The organism is Devosia sp. 2618 (assembly GCF_040546815.1).
Lineage (GTDB): Bacteria > Pseudomonadota > Alphaproteobacteria > Rhizobiales > Devosiaceae > Devosia.
Genome location: NZ_JBEPOO010000001.1, coordinates 2,011,940 through 2,030,277, shown reverse-complemented (window position 1 = coordinate 2,030,277; position 18,338 = coordinate 2,011,940). Strand labels below are relative to the sequence as shown.

Below are 18,338 nucleotides of genomic sequence, written 5' to 3'. Positions count from 1 at the left end.
TATGGCGCTAGTCACACTGGAACAGGTGAACGGTTCCCTCAATCTGGATCTGCAGGGTTCCGCCCCGGGTTTTACCGACGACGAGCGGAGCGCTTCTATCAGCCTCAAGATTAAGCAGGCCGAGGACATCGTTCTCGACTTCGTTCAGCCCAAACCCGATCCGGCATGGACGCCCGATAACGTGCCGGGCCGGGTATCGGCAGCCATTATCATCGCTGTGAACTGCCTCTTGGACGATACCGATGAGCGGCTGGCGATGTTGAGCGGCCTTTCCGGCACAAGCCCTGTCGATCCGAAAAACCCGATTGCGGCGCTCCTCTGGCGCCTGCGTGATCCAAGCCTTGCATAGGAGCCCAACCATGACCGAACGCACCGTTCCCCGCCTGAAGTTCAAGAAGGACTTCGATTTCAAGCCGTCCAGCCAGTCGACCGTTGCCTATAAGGCCGGCTGGGAGGGTCCTGTTACTCAGGCCTGCGCCGATGCTGCCGTAAAGGCAGGCGCTGCTGAACTTGTGACCGCGCAGAAAAAGGCCGACACAAATGCCGCGTGAGAGCCCGACGGGAGGCTTTAATGCGGCTTACCGAAGCGCCGGTGGCCCCGACTTGGTGATCTTCGTGGGCAAGACGTTCGGAATTCTGGCCCGCACAGCTGTTCGGACGGTCGTGGTGGTGATCGTGCTTCGTCTGCTCGGAGTGCTATAGGATATGGCCGAGAACTTCCGCCGGGCAGGGGCTTTGCGCGAGCGCCTGCACTGCCAGCAGAGATCTGCCGGTGACGACGGCTGGGGCAATCCTCTGCCGGGGCACGGCGACTTCGAAACCGTTTTCCCGGTTTCGGCTGGAATGCGTCCTCGGACTGGTGGGGAGGAGGTAACTGCAGCCCGATTGAGCGGTCAGCAGCCTTATATCGTCACTGTGCGGAATACTTCGCAGACGCGCCAGATCACGACTGGCTGGCAATTGGTCGATGCTCGAAACGCCGATCGCGTGTTCGCTATCACCTCGCCACCGGCAGACCCTGATGGGAAGAACCAGTGGCTCGAATTCATCGCGGTTGAAGGCAAGGTGTCGTAGTGGCGAAAGTGATCGGGCTCGACCGCCTCAAGCGCAAGCTGGCCGCACTACCCAAGTTGGCCGAAGAAGAAATCTCCAAGGCGATGATCCAGAGCGCCGAGGAGATCGTCGCGATGGCGAAGTCTCTGGCACCGCAGGACAGTGGTGATCTGATTAATTCGATCGGATGGACATGGGGTGGCGCGCCAAAGGGCGCCATGGTTCTCGGCAAGGTGAAATCGAGCGGTCGCGGCGCGGGCTATCTTCAGATCACAGTCTATGCCGGCGGCGGGGACGCGTTCTATGCACGCTTTGTGGAATTTGGCACTTCGCCCCGAGTGAACGGCGGCCAGTTCGCCGGATCAAGCCATCCAGGCACTTCCGCGCAGCCGTTCTTTTATCCCTCGTATCGAGCCACCCGAAAGCGGGCAAAGGGCCGCGTGACGCGCGCCATCACCAAATCTGCAAAGCGCGCAGCGGCCGGGGGCTGAAAATGGACGCCAGCTATGAACTGATCCTCGCGGCCATCAACCGGCTGCGGGCGACACCGGCTGTCACGAGCTTGGTGGGCACGCGAATTTACGACCGGGTGCCGGAGAAGACAGACGGCACGCCGAACGTGGCGTTCCCCTACATTTCCATGGGGCCGAGCACATCGATCCCCGATGACTTCGATTGCATGGACGGCGAGGAAATCACCATCCAGTTCGACGTCTGGTCGAGCGGCGCGGGCGAGGCCTTCGGTTCGGTCGAGTGCCGCAAGATAACCGGCGCGATGAAGCGCGCCCTGCACGATGTCGACCTGACATTGCCGGTCAATGCACTGGTTGTTTTCCGGCACGAGATCACGCGTGTCCTCCGCGACCCCAATCCCGCCATTACTCACGGCGTGATCCAGTTCTCAGCCGTAGTCGAAACACCCTGAGTTTAACCCGACCGCCTTGGGCGGTCTTTTTTATGGAGGCCCACATGGCCAAGCCGGAAACAACCAAAGGCGGGCTGCTGCGCGTCATGCTGGGCAAGCGCCCGAGTAACCCTTCCGATCCTATCGTCTATGGCGCTCCGTGCGGCCTCAGCTCTAAGACGCTGACGCTGAGCAAGGCGCTTGAGGAAATAATGATCCCGGACTGCGATGACCCATTGGCCGTCGACTGGGTAGGCCGGGATGCTACATCTCTGAGTATGGCTATCGGCGGTGAAGGCGTCGTCGCGGAGGCCAGCATCGATACCTGGCTTGACGCGCAAGAGAGCCCCGACGCCACGCCGGTTCGTGTCGAATTGGAGTTCACACTCCGAACGATCATCTGGCTCGGCTTCATGCACGTTGAAAGTGCCGAACTCGGCGCTCCAAGCAACACCGGTCGCGTCACGGGCAATTTTTCGCTTCAGTCTGATGGCGAAATGGTTCGCAGTTCAGTCATTAAGACGCCCTGATGTCGAGGTCAGGCAAGACCCCGCCACTAGACTGGGCGGATGGAACATACGAGTTCGCCCTCCGCTGGGGTGAACTCACGGAACTGCAGGACCTTTGCAATGCTGGTCCATTTGTCATCCTCGCGCGTCTCGCCACAAACCAAGGGCGCCTAGAGGATGTGGCGGGCACGATCCGCCTCGGACTAATCGGCGCTGGCGTTGAGCCGACCAAAGCACAGACCCTGGTCAAGACCTACGTTCAGGGGCGCCCGCAGGACCTCATGCTAAACGCCTCATTTGCGCGCGGCATTCTTGAGGTCGCGATCATGGGCGCACCTGAAGAACAGCCGGGATCGCCGCCGGGGGAGCATCCAGCGGCGCAGGGGACGGTGAACGACTAGACGACCTGCCAAATGGCAAGTTCCGCATGTCGCGCATCTATGCCGCTGGCGCCGCCATGGGTTGGACCGCAGAGCAGGTCGACCGAACCTCGATGTGGAAGTTCTGGGCGTCTTGGAACGGCTACGTGAAGGCCAACACGCCGAAAGAACCCGGCAAACTCTCCGATAGCGAGAAAGACGCCATCTGGGCGCGAATGCAGGAGCTTGAGTTGCCTTCCGGTCCACTCAGCACGCAGACCTATCTCTGGGACGGCTGGTTCGTACCACAGGGCTTGGTGACGATCCCGTAGGAGGCGATCATAGCAACCGATATTGAGCGGCTGATCGTCTCTCTCGAGGCGAGCACGACGAAGTATGAGCGCGCTCTGGCCAAGGCCAATGGCGAGACCGACAAGCGCGTTCGCGCCATGCAGGGCAAGTTCAACAGCCTGAGCGCTTCTGCGAAGGGCATGGAAAGCCGTATGGTCGGCTCTTTCGGAACGGTGGGGCGCGCATTCGGCGTTCTGGGCATTGCGCTCACTACCACTTCCATCATTGCAATGACCTCAGCGTGGACCGACCTTAATAGCCGCGTCAGCAACGCTGCTGGCGGAATAGAGCGCGGCAACGCGGTGATGGGTCGCCTGTCAGAGATGGCGCGCCGTACCTATTCCAGCCTGACCCAGACGGCAGAGGGATACCTGCAAAACCAGCAAGCTCTGTCGGCGCTCGGCTACAGCACGCAGCAGCAGTTGGACCTCGTAGAGACGCTAAACAACGCCTTGGTCGTCGGCGCTGTGCGTGGGCAACGTGCACAGTCCGTTCAGGATGCTTGGTCCAAGGCCATGGCCTCGGGCTCGCTGCGTGGCGAGAACCTGAACACGGTAATCCAGTCTGGCGGCAGGCTTTCCAAGGCCCTAGCTGATAGCATGGGTGTGTCGGTCAATGAACTTCGTAAGCTAGGTGAGCAGGGCAAGATCACCACCGACGTGATGTTCGGCGTCACCAGCCAGATGGAAATTCTACGGGATGAGGCGGGCAGAATGCCCGCTACAGCCACTGACGGTTTTGGACTTCTAAAGGACGCTGTGACCGCCTTTGTCGGCAAGGCAGATAAGGCAGTCGGATCAAGCCAGGCACTTGCCGAAGCGCTGATATCGATCTCTGACGCCATCAAGAACGCTCCTGACGAGGCCTGGTTCGAAAAGGTATTCAAGGGGCTCGGTGACGAGCTGGCACGCACCATCAAGGATGGGGCGCGCGAACTCGAATACATCGCCAAGATCATCGACTACATTTCGAACAAGAAGACTGACACCACATTGGGGGATTTGGTCCCAGCATTAAAGAGCGTCAATGCTGCTGCAATCGAGACTGATGGCTCGCTAGACGCGGCCGCTCAAAGGCTCAGGGAATTTGCAGAGGGCTCCAAGGGGGTCTTTTCTCCTGAGGTCGAGGCCGCATTCCAGGACCTGATCGCACAACTGCTGGACAGCCATGGCAACGCAATACTCGCACGCGAAGCAATCCAGGCCATGGGTGATGCAGACCCAAAATTCGATATTGTAGTAGGAGAAGTGCAAGGCCTTGTAAGCTGGTTTCTACAGCTCCGCGACGCGGCGAAAGAAGCGGCGTCTGCAGCATCTCTGGCCGCAGTCGCAGGTCGGAGTTCGGCCACTAACATTGCCGATCAGCGCGCGGAGCAACTTGCGAACAGGAAACGCGTGGATCTTTCGGATGACGGGCGTCCTGTTGTCCCGATTAAGCCGACCGGCAGCGGCAGCGGCAGCTCAAGCAGGTCGCCCACGCAACGATTCCAAGACGATCTCGATGGCTACGCCCGCAAGATCGAAATGCTGAAGCAGGAAACAGCGCTGACGGCGGCTTTGAACCCGCTGCTCAACGACTACGGGTTCGCTAAGGCACAGCTTACAGCCCAGCAGGAACTGGAAAACGCCGCCACCAAGGCAGGCATAGAGCTTGGCCCGCAACAGCGAGAGAAAATCGCTGAGCTGGCCGCCGGGTATGCGACCGCAACTGCGGAAGCAGCGCGGCTGGCGGAAACGCAAGGTCTACTCAAGAAGTCGGCTGATGAACTGGCACAGGCTGGCAGGCAGATGCTGGATACAATCATTGACGGGTTCCTCGAAGGAAAAGACGCCGGCGAGATCTTCAACTCGATGCTGAAGGATCTGGGAAAGAACCTTCTCAACATCGGGTTGAACTTGATCGGTGGCGGCATGCAGACTGGCGGCTTCAATTTCATGAAGCTGTTCGGTTTTTCCAAGGGCGGCATCGCCGCGAATGGCCGCCCGCAGCCGCTGCGGCAGTTCGCCAAGGGCGGCGTGTCCCGCACTGCGGCAATCTTTGGTGAGGCAGGGCCAGAGGCAGCAGTGCCGTTGCCGGATGGTCGGCGCATCCCAGTTGATCTGCGTATGCCCGCCATCCCGCAAGCGCGCGGTGGAGAGCAGAAGATGGCCGTTCATATCGTGCTCGACAACGAACTCCTCACCGCTGTTGTGCGGGATGAGGCTGGCCGCGTTGTTGCGACGGCAGCCCCAACGATTGTTGGAGCTTCGGTGAACCAGGCAAACAAATCCGCCCCCAGTGCTCTGGCCAAGTACCAGCAGCAGCGTGGTGGTGGGGATTACAGGACGTGACAATGCCGGACATTATCCACTGGCCGGCTGGTCTCCTGACTCCGCAATCGTCGCCCTTTGATCCTCGGCCGTTCTCGCGCTCCGGCGGGCGTTCTCTTGGTGGAATCAGCCGATCAGCGCGCAGCGATCGCGGATTTTGGCAGGGCTCTCTGAAGAACATTGTGTTCCGCAGGGCCACGCAGTTCGATCAAGCAAGGACGTGGAATGCGATCCGAACCGCTCTGGCTGGAACAAGCGGGCTGGTTGCTGTGCCGGTCTGCGCATCGCGGGTGTGGGCTGCCGATGGATTTAAGGACTTCGCTCCAAGGCTGACGCTCCACGACGACGGAACGCCGTTCGAAGATGGTACGCACTACTCGCAAGGCAACATCGATATCGAGATGGCGAGCTTCGCGCCGCTGGGCTCCACGGTGATCCATCTGCGGCTTAATCATGCGCCAACAGCATCGGGTATTCGCTTCAGCTACCAGCACGCAATGTATGAAACCGGGCGGATACTGGGGCAGTCGGCGGGGGATGTGTTCCAGGTGGAAATCTCGACAGCCATTCGCGCGCCGATCCCCGCAAGCGCACAGCTTGAGGCCGACCGACCGACCATTCTTTGCCACCTAGCGAGCGATACGGAGATGGATATCGAGTTCCCCGGTGCTGGTATGCCGCGCCCCTCCGTCGCCTTCATCGAAGCCGTCGACTACTGGAATGATCTGGCATTGGGGCTTGTGGCATGACCATCAAGTCCATCCGCGTGCTGGTGCGCTTCGACTTCCCGACCAAGACCATGAGGATTTGGGACGGCTCTGGCCCGTATATGGATGCTGATGGTGAGATATGGTCCGGCGCCACGCTCAATGACGGGCTGGACCAGATCGAGAGCGCGTTGAACGCGGAGGCATCGACGCTCACACTGTCTCTGTCGGGCATCGCGCCTGAGATTGCCGACCTCGCTTACTTCGACCTGCAGGCGGGCAATGTCATCGACAGCCCGGTGCAAATCTTGATCCAGCCGTGTGATCAGTGGGACCAGCCCGTTGGCCCCGCAGAGGTGCGCTTTACCGGCGCGATCGACAACATGCCGATGGACGACACCGTGTCTGGCGATCAGATCGTCTCGACTGTCATGCTGGAAGTCCGCAATCGCTTCGACCTCCGCACGCTGACCAGCGGCGCGGTGTTGTCCGATGTCGATCAGCGGGCGCGCTCAGCCGTGCTAAACCCCGGCGCGCCATCGGACCGCTTTGCCGAACGCATCCCTGGCCTGGCCGACAAGACCATCGTCTGGCCCCGATACTCCTGAGGCAATGATGAACCGCGAAACTCTGAACTGGGCCGTTTTCGTCGCGGTCCTCGCGCCCCTGTTTTTGCGCATGCCGGCCGATCCGATATGGATGACGGCCTTGCACGTCGTGGTTTGCATGATGCTGGTTTCCGTTGCCGACCGCATCGAGCGTCGCGGGTAACCCATGAACTGGACAAGACACGACACCCGCGCCCTGATCGAGGCGGCGGAAGAACGCCCCATCATGTCGATGTGGTCGGTTCGGGCGATCCGCAGCCACCATGGCGAAGACGGGTTGATTGAACGTCTTTCCCGGCTGGAAGATTTCATTCTGACGCGCCGACCATATGTTTGGGGGCAGTCGGACTGCTCCATGTCGATTGCCGATTGGGTGGCACTCAACGGCCATCCTGATCCGGGCGCTGAATGGCGCGGCACCTATGACGATGAGAATAGCTGCGCAGCCCTTCTAGAGCGCCGTGGTGGCCTTGCGAACCATATCGCTGCCTGTGCTGCCAATGCTGGTCTCCAGCCGATCCACGAGCCCGAGCTTGGCTGTATCGCAGTCATTGGCTCGCAGCACGACCAGAAGCGGCAATGGTCCGCCATTTGGAACGGCTTCCGTTGGCTGGTGAAGTGGGGTGGCGGCGACGGCTGGGTGCCCTTTGCGGCCAAGCCAATCGCGATGTGGCGAGTCTAGCGCATCTAGGAAACCGACATGCCACAACTTCTTGCGACGGCCTTGGTGCCGTGGATTTCCAACGCGCTGATCGGTCTCGGACTGTCGGGGCTGGCGTTCGGCGCTACAGTGGGGGCGATCGCGCTCGGCGCGTCTTACCTGCTGCTGGCTGGTGGCGCGTACCTGCTGTCGGCCGCCTTCGCTCCAAGCACGTCCGCGCCAAAGCCCGAGGATGGAAAATACAACCTCAAGCAGTCGGTGCCGTCACTGGCCTACGTTCTGGGCAGGAACAAGAAGGCGGGCGACTACGCCTTTCTAGAGGAGAAAAAAGGAACTGCTCACCACGTTATCGTCTGGGCGGCGCACCACATTCGTGGCTTCAACACTCACTATCTGCACGATGAGAAGGTGACGCTAACCGGGACCTCTGTGACCACCCCCAAGCACTTTGTGCTGAACGAAAATAGCAAGGTCCGCATTGATACGCGCCTCGGCAACAATGCCAGCACAGCCTATGCGGCACTCGTTTCAGCCTTTCCTTCGATCTGGACCGCGAACCACAGAGGGGATGGCCTGGCGTCTGTTTATCTGCGCGTTGCAAGCGTCAAGGCTGAAGACCTTCAGAAGGTGTTTCCCAATCACATGCCGCTGCATTCCGCGATTGGCGAGGGGCATGACCGGCTGATTGACCCGCGCACCGGCGCAGCAGGCTATAGCGAAAACCTCGCGGTGTTTCGATACTGGCATATGACGCACCCGGTTGGCGCGAAGCTCAAGCGCAGCGACATGCATGATCCCGACTGGGCTCGCGCAGCCGCAGTCGCCGATCAGATCGTGCTCAATCGCGAAGACAAGCCCGAACCCCGCTATCATGGGGGGTTCTGGTTCCGGGCGAATAACGATCCGGTGCAGGTTGGCCGACTGATGGACCAGGCGGCCGAACTGGTGGTCTACGAGCGGGCCGATGGCAAAGTCGGCGTGCATGCTGGCGAATATGTCGAGCCCGATATCCGCCTGACTGCGAACGATCTCATCTCGGTAGGCTTCGATCCGAACAAGCGGCGCGCTTCAAACGTGCTCGCTATGCGTGGGCGTTACACCGATCCTGAGAAGGGCTTTAACACCGCCGATGCAGCAATCTACGGTGTGCCATATCCCACCGATGATGAGCGTACCAAGACCGTCGAAAATCAGGCCGTGCAGCGGCACAACCACATCTCCCGCATGCAGAAGCTCGCCTACATCCGAGCCAATGCGCCAAGGGTTAGAATCCTTGCCCACTATGAACCAGCCCGAAATGTCCCGTATCGCCGGTTTGTGCGTATCCACTGTCCACCTCGGCTGACGGAGACCGTCATCGAGATCATTGGTCGGCCGACGCTTTCCTTGCGTAATCTGACTTACGAGTTCGAAGGTATCGTCGTGCCTGCGAACCTCTACGCGTTCAATGCGGCGACCGAAGAAGGCGCACCTGGTGCCAACGTGCTGCCGGTGGAACGTGAAGACGTTCCGGCGCCAGATGGGTTTGATGTCACCATTCGCCAAGAGGATGTCGGCGGCGGATCAACGGCGGCCTTTGCCGAGGCGTCGTTCGCCTTTCAGGATGAAACCTTCCAGTACGAACTGGAGTGGCAGAAGGTATCGGGCGGTGAGGTGCAAACACGTCTCGGCGTTGGTGGGGAACTCACCGTCCGAAGCATGTATCTGGCCGATGGCGTGGCCTATCGGTTTAGCGCACGCACATGGTCAAGCGGCACCGCCTCGGAAAGAACCCCAGACATCATTCGGACCGCTACCGCTGATCCCGTGCCGCCCGGTGTCGTAACCGGCGTATCTGCGATTGGCGCAGCGGGGCAGGTGACGTTCCACTGGACCGCGCCGAATAGCGCCAATTATGTCGGCGCCCGCCTATACCTGAATTCTACCAACAGTATGACCGGCGCAACTCTGGTGGCGGTCGAGTACGGCCCGCCCAATGTGGTGGACGACCGCACTGTGTCTGCAGGCGCCGGCACTCTCTACGGCTTTGTCGTCGCTATCAATGGCTCGGGTACTGCCGCAGCTCCCGTGCCGACAGGCGCGATCACCGTCACATAGCGAAGCCGCACCCTAAAAATCAACACTCAACGGCTGCCCATCGGGCGGCCTTTTTCTTTTATGGAAGGGTTCTGTCGTGCCCCAAACGATCGATCAGGTATGGCGAGATTACGATGTGGCTGGCGTCCCTGCCTCCGGCAATCATAATCCAAAAAAGTCCGAAATTCGCACGCTGCTGAAAGGGATTCAGGGCGGCACTGATTCCGTTGCGGTTGCCGTGACCGCCGAGAGCGACCGCGCCCGTGCGGCCGAAACGGCGATCGGCATCCGCATTAACGATGTCGAAGCTTTGGCGGCGACGGGTGTCAGGTCACCCAAGGCCTCAGTCCGGTTGCTGGTCACCGTCAATGTCAATATCGCCAATGCACTAGAAGCTGGCGATACGGTCGACGGCATCGTCCTGGTGGTCGGAGACCGGGTGGCACTGACCGGACAGACTGTGGCGTCGCAAAACGGTGTCCATATCGTGCAGGCGGCAGGGTCGGCTATCCGCGCTACTGATATGGATACGGGGGACGAGCTGGTGGGCGCTTACTTTACGGTGGACGCCGGCACGCATGCTGGAGAGACGTGGGCGCTTACCAACACCGGCACCATCACCGTTGGCACCACGGCGCTCTCTTTTGTGAAGTCTGCTACTGCTGTGCCATATGCCGACAAAGTGCAGGCGTTGACCACTGCGGCGGAGGATCAGTACCTGGTCAGCCTCGGATGGTATGTTGGGGAAGGCAGCGATCCGGACAGCGCACCCTCGCGCGTAACCGAAAACAATTTGGTTATTCCGGAGTCGGACGCATCGTCGGCAGTGTCGGGCAGTGCTGCCGAGTATTTCGTGACCGGCAACGAACTGCATGGCCTGGGGGCGCCCGAGGATAAGGTTGCCGATCTTGGCGGCCTGACGGTCCTGCATGCTGAAAGCTTCGGTGCCGACGCTGTGCGGGCCATCATCAATCGGCCAATGATTAACGACACGCGCACGGTTCGCGGGGAAATTGGCAGCGGCCTCATGGTGCCGGACTCCAAAAATGTCCTGCACGTCATCATCGGCCTCGGCCAGTCGTTGATGTCGGGTCATGGTTCCGCAACGACGCTGGTTACTACCACGCAACCCTATCCCGAAGATGCCCTGATGGCCGATATCGGGGCTAACTCCAATGTCTGGGTTGGCGTCAGTCCAACCGGGGCCGGCGATGGTGTGTTGATCGACCCGGACGCTATTGTCGGCTTCACCCCCATGATCGCCAAGTCCTTCCCTGGCAGCATGGTTGTCGGGGAAACGCCGCTAGAAGGCTTCACCACGCGTCTGGCCCATGAGGCGCGACAGCTTGGCATCCAGCACCGCATGTGCGGTTTCATCGCCGCGCGCGGCGGGCAGGCCTATGCAGCCCTGAAGCGGGGGACGTACATCTGGACCAATATGCTGACGGCACTTGAGAGGCTGCGCGATCTGGCTGCCCTTGAAGGCTGGACGGTGGTTGTCGATGGGTGCTTGCATATCCATGGCGCGCTAGATGATCCTGCCTATTACACAATCTTGCTCGAATGGCAGGCCAACGTTGACGAGGACATCAAGGCCATCACCGGTCAGGACATGCCGGTCAACTTTTTCATGGTCCAGCGCGCCAGCCGCTCGTCCAGTCAGCCCCTCACGAGTTCGGTGCAGCCGATGCTGGACGCTGCAAACAACCTTCCATACTTCCATATCGCGACGGCTGCATATGTGGCACGCGACCACTACGTCTCCTCAGACTATGAGCATTTCCGTGGGCCTGGCTCGGAGCGCTTCGGCGAGTACATGGCACTGGCGTGGCGAGATGCGTTCTGGCGCGGCCCGACGCGGAAGGTCGTCCAGATGAAAGGTGCCGTCCGGTCTGGGACGACAGTGACACTGACCTATGATGTCCCTGTGCCTCCGCTAGTGTTCGACACCACGATTATCCCGGAACGCGACGTTAAGGGCTTCACCTATCGCGACAGCACCGGGGCGATCGGCATCACGTCTGCGTCAATCACCAACACCGGAACGGGAACAGGAGTTGGCACTATAGTGCTGGAATTGGCCACAACACCTTCCGGCACCAGCGAGTTCGTAGAGTATGCAGCCTCACCTCAGACCAGCCCCAAGACTACGGCAGCCGACCAGCGTGGCAACGTCCGCGATAGCCGGCCCGATCTCAGCCTGGTCGATGATTTCCCGCTCTACAACTGGGGTGTCATCCAGCAACTCGCAGTGCCAACGTTTTAACTAGGGGATTCCCGTGCTTTACAAATTTCAGGACCTGCCCGGCAAATTCTCGGCACCAGGTAATATCGGCAATCCGCTGACCAACATCAGACCGATGATCCCGCCACCCGAACAAGGCGACCACAGGCAACTGTTGAACGCTCTCGGCTACCCATTTTCTGGCTTCGCCGATGCGCCGTTTCGAACAACTCGCATAAGCCGGACCTGGGCGGAGCTTCGTGCTGCTGGTCTTTTCAGTGCCCTCGATTTAGCGTGCTTCCGAACCGGGGCGACGGCGGGTTCGCTGATCGACTTCGTCCCTGGCGGCGCCGCTGCGGCCGTGGTTTCGGGCGGGGGCGTGATCTATGATCATGGTATAAAGACAGTCGCGGCAAATTCGAGCTTCCTGACGCTCTACGGCGGGTCGCAGCCGATCCGAAGTCAGTACAGCCTCAACAGTGCTTGCGTTTGGGCGTGGCTTGAGGATGCAGGAGCCGCAAACACTCATTCCGACACCTTCCTGTTCGGAAACTCTGGCGGGACCAACCTCCGACTCGCTCCATGGTTTGGCGGTAGCTCCGGCTCCAATGCGATCGGCAGAATCAACGGCACCTCGCAGGTTGTCGGCAGCCGGTCGGGGCTGGCGCGTACCGGGTTCTGGCTCCTGCAGCGGGTCTCTGCGACTCGGGTCGAGCTGTATCACAACGACGACTTGATTGCCTCGTCCGACGCCAACCCGTCCACCGCCATTAGCGACCAAATCTGGCTGGGCAGAAATGCCGCCACTTACAATGATTGGGGCCTCTCCTCGTTCGGTTTTGGTCGCGCGCTCAATGCCGATGAGCGCGCGGCACTGCTGCGGATCGCCCGAGGTCATCGGAACGTTGTGACGTCATAGCGCACCGACAGGAGCCTCTATTGCGCAAGAGCTTTATGAGGTCTTTCCGGCCGCAGTGGCAAACGGGTATGGTGAGCCCGGTGACAGTGACTTCGCACCTTGGTCGGTGGACTATTCAAAGCTAGTTCCGCACCTTGTTGCGGCATGGAAGGACCTCGACCAAAGACTGTCCACGCTGGAGACAAAAGTTCGGCCTGACTAGGCCGGATCATCCATCTGCTTAATAAATTTGGTCAACCTACTCTTGATCAGCGCTATGAAAGCGCGAGAACCCTGAGTTGTCAGGTGATGGCTGTCTCTGAATAAAGGTGTATTGCCGCGCGCGACGACGCATTTTGCATCAGGACATTGGGCAGAGTTTGGGTTGAGAAATCCAGGAACTAGCGCTTCCATTTTGTCGTTAAACTCTAGTTCTGCGTTCTGAATCGAAGCGACACCAGCACACCGCTGACGGTTAATGTCGTCGGTCAGGAGATACGCCGGAGCGGAAAAGCAAGCGGCCAAGTCAACACCGGGTCGAATAAAGTCACCAAGAACGAGAACGTTGTGGCCCTCTGCCTGCAACTGTTCTGTCAGCCAAATCGTCGGAGGGGCGACGAGGTTGGGGGTTGACCGCTTCGCAGACGCGAGGATGATGTTCGATGGATTCTGAACCTTCAGAAACTCAAGTGCTTTTTCGTTTCGCTGGCTGCATCGCTCATTAAATGATGCGCTAGCCGCGCGCATATAGCCGAGAAACCCGACTTGCGGCTGACAATCGCCGCCAAACAAAATGTAGATGTTGATGTGCGGGTAAGCGTTGGCTAGGCCGGCAGCCAAATGTTCAGCATGACTGTCACCCCAGACGAAAAGGCTCTTTTCTGACCCAACATAGTTTTGGCAGGTGACGATGTTGGCGGGAAATGCGGGGTTGGGTGTGCTACAGTACTGCTCTTTGCCCAGCGTATACCACTGCGCAGCAGACCGAAACGCTCGGTCTGCTGGGACGCGCCAAGTCGCCCCGCCCTCTTGCCAAAGCGATGCGGTGGGAACCAGGGCCAAGCAGGTCAAAAATGCACATATCAGTCCAAATGCTGCACGCGATACTCGCGCTTTTTGCTCATGACGAAATCGCTCTTCAATCAGAAAATATTGTGCAAAGCCTAGACCAATCGCAACTGCAACGAGCGTCCATTTTTGCTCAGCGGACAGAGGCTGATATACAAAATAGGTCGTAAAAACGATCAACGGCCAATGTAGCAGATAGATCGAATAGCTGGCTTTGCCGATCCAGACTGCAATCGGATTGCGCAAAAGCATACCAAGCCAACGCGTATCGCCAGCGTAGATCACGATCGCGGCACCGAGGCAGGGCAAAAGGGCAGCGATTCCAGGAAATGGTGTGGTTTCGTCATAGGTGAGCGCAGTGTAAGCAATCAGCGCCAGCCCAACCAAAAGCAATGGTTCTTTCATAAATGAAAGCGCCGCCGGAGGCTGGCGGCGAACGATCCACACCATAAGACCTCCGATGCCCAGCTCCATTGCGCGCCCAGGCAGTAGATAATAGGCGGCCATGGCCATATCGTTGCTTAGCCAGTATTGGCCGATGGCAAGGCTGGCCAGCGCAATTAGGCCCAAAAAGGCAACAGCGGAGAAGCGTGGTGCTTTCGTAAGCAGCACTACCGCTAGTACTGGCCATATTAGATAGAATTGCTCTTCGACCGCTAGCGACCATGTGTGCAGTAGCGGCTTGGTGACCGATTCTGCGTCAAAATAACCTGATGTCCACCAGAAGAAAAAATTTGAAATGCTTGTCAGCGCGTAGATCGATGAGCCGAGAAAATCACTAAACAGTGCAGCCGGAAACAGCAGATACGCAAAGGCAAACGAAAGCAGAATTGTTGAGAGAGCTGCTGGAAATAGACGTCTTGCTCTGCGGCTGTAGAAGCGCGCGAAGCTGAAAGCTCCAGTCGCCTCGATTTCGTTGACGATGATCCGGGTGATGAAGAACCCCGATATGACGAAAAATACGTCTACCCCAACAAAGCCACCAGAAAAGATGCTGAGACCAACATGGTTCATTATGACTACAATGACCGCAACAGCGCGCAGCCCGTCGATATCTGCGCGATATTCAGACTTCGTACTCACGAATGCCCCCGCTCAATTGGCCTCCTCCTAAGCCATAAGTCAGCGTGCAAGTAAAGACAGGGTGCGGCTTTTGGCGATCTCGGGCGTATCGAGCGTCGATCACCCACGGCATTCTTCTGGCTCCCGCTTCGGCGGGTTTTTCTTTGTCCACATCAAAGGAGGCCATCATAGCCTCGACGGCAGGGACTCGCGCCTCAACGTCCCGAAGCGCTCGGTCCTCTGAATATTTCCGTCAAACGCAGCAGCGCCACCAAGTGAACGTTCTCCGGCGTGGCCGGCGCCTTTGAGCAATGGACGTCAGTGACCGCAGTAAACGATATGCCGTTACGCTCACCGCTAGCAGTGAATTCCAGACGCTTTCGTCTCGGACAATAGCGATACCAGCGGACCTTGAAATTCATGCGCGCTTCTTTGGCACTGACAAAGCCGGTGCAGCCCGACGCTTTGTCTTATGGCTCTCCAAGCGGGCTAAAACTTGGGATCAGGGGCGTCAGGCTGCTGGGGGACGATAGCAGAATGGCTATATCTGGATAGGTGGAGCCAGACGCAAAAAAAGGCCGAAGCGGTAGCGTCGACCCGCCTCGGCCAATGAAATCTTGCGACCTCGATGAAGAATGAACGGAGCCGGAATAGGTTCCGATCAGAAATCTTTTGACCACAATAGTTTGCACCCGACTGGGGAACGCAGGGTCGGGACCTACTTTGATGTGTCTTGCGGGTTGGTCCACTGCTGCCAAGCCTCTTCCTTGCTCTCCTGAGCGGCCTTGTTCCGATAGTGCCCCTTCATCATCATTGTGACGATTTCGTCCACTGAGTGGTGAAGGACAGGCGCAATAAACTTCTGCCCCTCAATCATGGCGTGGACTACACCGGACTCGACGTAATACGTGGCGAGGTGCGTCTTCCCATCCGAAGTGATTTCGACCTCATGGATGGTGTTTTGTTCGTCCATCATAACGCTTGGGGCAGCGTCCCCATTCGTCGGAGCCGCGGTCATCTGTCCTCAACCTTGGTGTAGAGCCGGACCATACTGACTGGCTGCTCTGGTAGGTTGAAGTAGACGCGGGCAGCCAAATCCCGCTTTTGGCCGCTTCTCACAAGATCGCATCCCAGTACGTGCCGCGCGGCATCTTCCGGTGATCGTGAGCCCTCGACAATGATTTCGTTTGGATCGATGAGGCCCGAGCGGAGATCTATAACTCGATATTTTAGAGACATTGGAGCTCTCTTTCAAAACCGCGATAGCACACCGCACTGCGTTGGGCATTTAACAAAACTAACTCTAGAGGACATTTGTCCTAGAGGCGAGGGGCGGGCGGTTGCAGCCAGAACCGCCGACCGCACGTGCATTTTTCTCAGTATCAAAGGAGGCCATCATGGTCCTAAACGCTGCGTTCTTCGACGCGGTGCGCGCATCGCTGTTCGACGGAAAGCTCAATCAGGCGCAGGTCGAAGGGCTCAGCGCCATCGCATCTGCCTGGGATCGCTACGGCGATGGCCAGACCCATAAGCTGGCCTATCTCATGGCGACGGCGCATCACGAAACCGGCAGGTTCCAATGGCTCAAGGAGATCTGGGGCCTGACTAACGCACAGCGCCGATATGAGCGCGACTTTGGTAAGCCGTGGACGAAGGACGATCCCCATAACAGTCTCGCCTTCCGCCTCGGCAACACGCAGGCCGGTGACGGCAAGCGGTTCATGGGGCGCGGGCTGGCGCATATCACCGGCCGGCGTAACTACACCGATTGGGCCAAGCGCCTCGGAGTCGACATTGTCGGCAAGCCTGAACTGGCCGAGCAGTTGCCAGTAGCTTCCCGCATCCTCGTTGAGGGCTCGATGCTCGGCACCTTCACCGGCAAGAAACTGGGCGACTATATCACCAGCACGGCGGTCGACTGGAAGAATGCCCGTCGCGTCATCAATGGCACCGACAAGGCCGACCTGATCGCTGGCTATGCGGAGCTGTATCAGGCGGCACTCAAGGCCGGGCTCGCTGGTGAGCCTGCGCCCAAGCCCAAGCCGATCCCCGTCACGCCGCTACCCAAGCCCTCCAAGGGCAAGGCCCCGCCTTGGGGCATCATCACCATCATCACCCTCGGGCTCGCAGTTGCGGGCCTTTTCTTTGTCCGGTTCTAGGAGGACCTCATGTTCGCATCCATTCTTCAAAGTGCTCTCGCGGGCTGGCTCTGGCGCCGGTGCCAGGAACTTGCCGGCGTTGGCGGCGTGCTCGTTCCCATCTACCTCAACATGTCGCCGGCCAATCAGGCGGCAGTGCAGGAAATCTTGCAGGGTCGTGGCGGCGGGCTTTCGATCACAGCGGCCTTCGGTTTGGCGGTCTATCTCTACAGCCAGGTCAAATCGCTGCGGGCGACAATCCAGCCGCAGGTCGTCACCACCGATGGCACCAAGATCGCGCTGCCAAAGTCAGGGACGGGCGTTTCCACCACCCGCAAGGTCGAGGCACTGGCAGAAGCCGCACCGGTGCCACGCACGCTCTGGGATCGGATCACCGGCAAATGAACAAGATCCCGCACGCGGGGCCGGGCCTCTGGATACAAATCCAGCACAGGTTCGGCCCTCGGATGATGGAATGGTTCATGGCCTTCCACACGCTGATGTTCGGGCTGGTCCTGCTGGCCAGCCCCGACCTTTTCGACCAACCCGCCTGGGCTGGCTTCCGTGCCGTGTTTCCATCTGGCGCGGCGCTGGGCTGGATCATGATGGCACTGGGGATTGCCCGTATCGGCGGCCTCATCGTCAACGGCGCGCGACGGCACGTCACCCCGATGATCCGGCAAGTCTCTGCCGGCGTCGGTTGTCTAATCTGGTTCGGCATCGTTTATGGTTTCGCGTCCTCCGGTGTCGCCAGCACCTGGCTCGCCATCTATCCACTGTTCGGCATAGGCGAGCTGGTCAATATCCATCGTGCTGCACACGACCAAGGGGAAACGCGGCATGGAAAAGCTGCTTGATTTGGTTGCGGACCAGCCGCTGGCGCTGGTGACCCTGGGCGTGGTGCTGGCGCTGATCATAGGTGTTCGCTACCTTGGCCTTTGGCAGGGGCAAAACACCGCGCCGGCGGCATCCGGCGGCGCGCAGGTGGCTGCTGTCATCGTCGACCCAACCGCGTTGCTTTCGGCTGCAGGATCAGTGGACGGGCTTACCGTGGCGGTAACGGGGGCCAGTGTGACGGCTCGTGCTCATACCGTGGCGACAGACCGGTTGACCGAGAAGGTCGAGGGGCTAGCGCGCAAGGTCGATGATCTGACCACGGAGGTCGTTCGGGCGGCCGCAAAAGTGAAGTGAGCGGCGGGAGACCGCCCATGGGCATTAGGATGTAATTCAAGCTGGCGGAATATCCGCCATCAGTCTTTAGGCGCTGTCGGAACCAAAGGTGAGCGGCCGCATTCTTAGCGCGAGACCCGGCCGATTTTGGTGTCGACGCAATCATCTTAGCCGCGCTGGGTCTCGCCCAAAGCCGCCTCATGCTGCCAACAGAGCACGTGACAGGCGGCTTTTCTGTTCG

General features: G+C 59.3%; 21 protein-coding genes and 1 pseudogene. 20 read left to right on the top strand and 2 right to left on the bottom strand.

Annotated elements, in window-relative coordinates; translation table 11 throughout:
• Position 1: 1 nt before the first annotated feature.
• From ABIE28_RS10250 to ABIE28_RS10175, 16 genes and pseudogenes are all read left to right on the top strand, one after another.
• A complete protein-coding gene (locus tag ABIE28_RS10250; protein WP_354062585.1) occupies positions 2-349 on the top strand; it encodes a hypothetical protein in 348 nt (115 codons plus the stop codon).
• Between the two features lie 10 nt (positions 350-359).
• Complete coding sequence (locus tag ABIE28_RS10245; RefSeq protein WP_354062583.1) at positions 360-551, top strand: hypothetical protein; 192 nt, start codon at positions 360-362, stop codon at positions 549-551.
• Positions 552-705: 154 nt separating this feature from the next.
• A complete protein-coding gene (locus ABIE28_RS10240) occupies positions 706-1,074 on the top strand; it encodes a head-tail adaptor protein (RefSeq protein ID WP_354062581.1) in 369 nt (122 codons plus the stop codon).
• Positions 1,074-1,544: an HK97-gp10 family putative phage morphogenesis protein gene (locus ABIE28_RS10235; protein WP_354062579.1), complete on the top strand. Its 471-nt coding sequence runs from the start codon at positions 1,074-1,076 to the stop codon at positions 1,542-1,544. The genes ABIE28_RS10240 and ABIE28_RS10235 overlap by 1 nt, the downstream gene beginning before the upstream one ends.
• Before the next feature lie 2 nt (positions 1,545-1,546).
• The gene (locus ABIE28_RS10230) at positions 1,547-1,978 is read left to right on the top strand and encodes a DUF3168 domain-containing protein (protein WP_354062577.1); all 432 of its coding nucleotides are present in this window, start codon (positions 1,547-1,549) and stop codon (positions 1,976-1,978) included.
• Between the two features lie 44 nt (positions 1,979-2,022).
• Positions 2,023-2,487, top strand: coding sequence for a phage tail tube protein (locus ABIE28_RS10225; RefSeq protein WP_354062575.1), 465 nt, complete (start codon positions 2,023-2,025; stop codon positions 2,485-2,487).
• Positions 2,487-2,867, top strand: coding sequence for a gene transfer agent family protein (locus ABIE28_RS10220; protein ID WP_354062573.1), 381 nt, complete (start codon positions 2,487-2,489; stop codon positions 2,865-2,867). The genes ABIE28_RS10225 and ABIE28_RS10220 overlap by 1 nt, the downstream gene beginning before the upstream one ends.
• 26 nt (positions 2,868-2,893) lie before the next feature.
• A complete protein-coding gene (locus ABIE28_RS10215) occupies positions 2,894-3,157 on the top strand; it encodes a hypothetical protein (protein ID WP_354062571.1) in 264 nt (87 codons plus the stop codon).
• A gap of 117 nt (positions 3,158-3,274) precedes the next feature.
• Positions 3,275-3,952 (top strand): annotated as a pseudogene (locus ABIE28_RS21145) (tape measure protein); the annotation flags it as partial.
• Positions 3,953-5,667: 1,715 nt separating this feature from the next.
• Complete coding sequence (locus ABIE28_RS10205; protein WP_354062567.1) at positions 5,668-6,234, top strand: hypothetical protein; 567 nt, start codon at positions 5,668-5,670, stop codon at positions 6,232-6,234.
• A complete protein-coding gene (locus ABIE28_RS10200; RefSeq protein WP_354062565.1) occupies positions 6,231-6,800 on the top strand; it encodes a hypothetical protein in 570 nt (189 codons plus the stop codon). Before ABIE28_RS10205 ends, ABIE28_RS10200 begins: the two co-directional genes overlap by 4 nt.
• 7 nt (positions 6,801-6,807) lie before the next feature.
• The gene (locus ABIE28_RS10195) at positions 6,808-6,963 is read left to right on the top strand and encodes a hypothetical protein (RefSeq protein WP_354062563.1); all 156 of its coding nucleotides are present in this window, start codon (positions 6,808-6,810) and stop codon (positions 6,961-6,963) included.
• A 3-nt stretch (positions 6,964-6,966) separates the two neighbouring features.
• Entirely contained in the window at positions 6,967-7,482 is a 516-nt protein-coding gene (locus ABIE28_RS10190; RefSeq protein ID WP_354062561.1) for a DUF6950 family protein, read from the top strand.
• 18 nt (positions 7,483-7,500) lie between these two features.
• Positions 7,501-9,558 (top strand): hypothetical protein, encoded by a 2,058-nt coding sequence (locus ABIE28_RS10185; RefSeq protein ID WP_354062560.1) that lies wholly within the window; start codon positions 7,501-7,503, stop codon positions 9,556-9,558.
• A 76-nt stretch (positions 9,559-9,634) separates the two neighbouring features.
• Complete coding sequence (locus ABIE28_RS10180; protein WP_354062558.1) at positions 9,635-11,803, top strand: hypothetical protein; 2,169 nt, start codon at positions 9,635-9,637, stop codon at positions 11,801-11,803.
• 13 nt (positions 11,804-11,816) lie between these two features.
• Positions 11,817-12,680, top strand: coding sequence for a hypothetical protein (locus tag ABIE28_RS10175; protein ID WP_354062556.1), 864 nt, complete (start codon positions 11,817-11,819; stop codon positions 12,678-12,680).
• A gap of 198 nt (positions 12,681-12,878) precedes the next feature.
• On the opposite strand, the gene ABIE28_RS10170 is transcribed toward ABIE28_RS10175, so the two are convergent.
• Both ABIE28_RS10170 and ABIE28_RS10165 read right to left on the bottom strand, forming a co-directional pair.
• A complete protein-coding gene (locus ABIE28_RS10170) occupies positions 12,879-14,810 on the bottom strand; it encodes an acyltransferase family protein (protein WP_354062554.1) in 1,932 nt (643 codons plus the stop codon).
• A 697-nt stretch (positions 14,811-15,507) separates the two neighbouring features.
• Entirely contained in the window at positions 15,508-15,807 is a 300-nt protein-coding gene (locus ABIE28_RS10165) for a hypothetical protein (protein WP_354062552.1), read from the bottom strand.
• A gap of 379 nt (positions 15,808-16,186) precedes the next feature.
• Here ABIE28_RS10165 and ABIE28_RS10160 point away from each other — a divergent pair, with 379 nt between their 5' ends.
• Genes ABIE28_RS10160 through ABIE28_RS10145 form a run of 4 tightly spaced genes read left to right on the top strand, consistent with a single transcriptional unit; the run spans position 16,187 to position 18,118 of the window.
• Positions 16,187-16,948, top strand: coding sequence for a hypothetical protein (locus ABIE28_RS10160; protein ID WP_354062550.1), 762 nt, complete (start codon positions 16,187-16,189; stop codon positions 16,946-16,948).
• 9 nt (positions 16,949-16,957) lie between these two features.
• The gene (locus ABIE28_RS10155; RefSeq protein ID WP_354062548.1) at positions 16,958-17,332 is read left to right on the top strand and encodes a hypothetical protein; all 375 of its coding nucleotides are present in this window, start codon (positions 16,958-16,960) and stop codon (positions 17,330-17,332) included.
• Positions 17,329-17,784, top strand: coding sequence for a hypothetical protein (locus ABIE28_RS10150; protein WP_354062546.1), 456 nt, complete (start codon positions 17,329-17,331; stop codon positions 17,782-17,784). The genes ABIE28_RS10155 and ABIE28_RS10150 overlap by 4 nt, the downstream gene beginning before the upstream one ends.
• Entirely contained in the window at positions 17,768-18,118 is a 351-nt protein-coding gene (locus tag ABIE28_RS10145; protein ID WP_354062544.1) for a hypothetical protein, read from the top strand. The genes ABIE28_RS10150 and ABIE28_RS10145 overlap by 17 nt, the downstream gene beginning before the upstream one ends.
• Positions 18,119-18,338 lie beyond the last annotated feature (220 nt).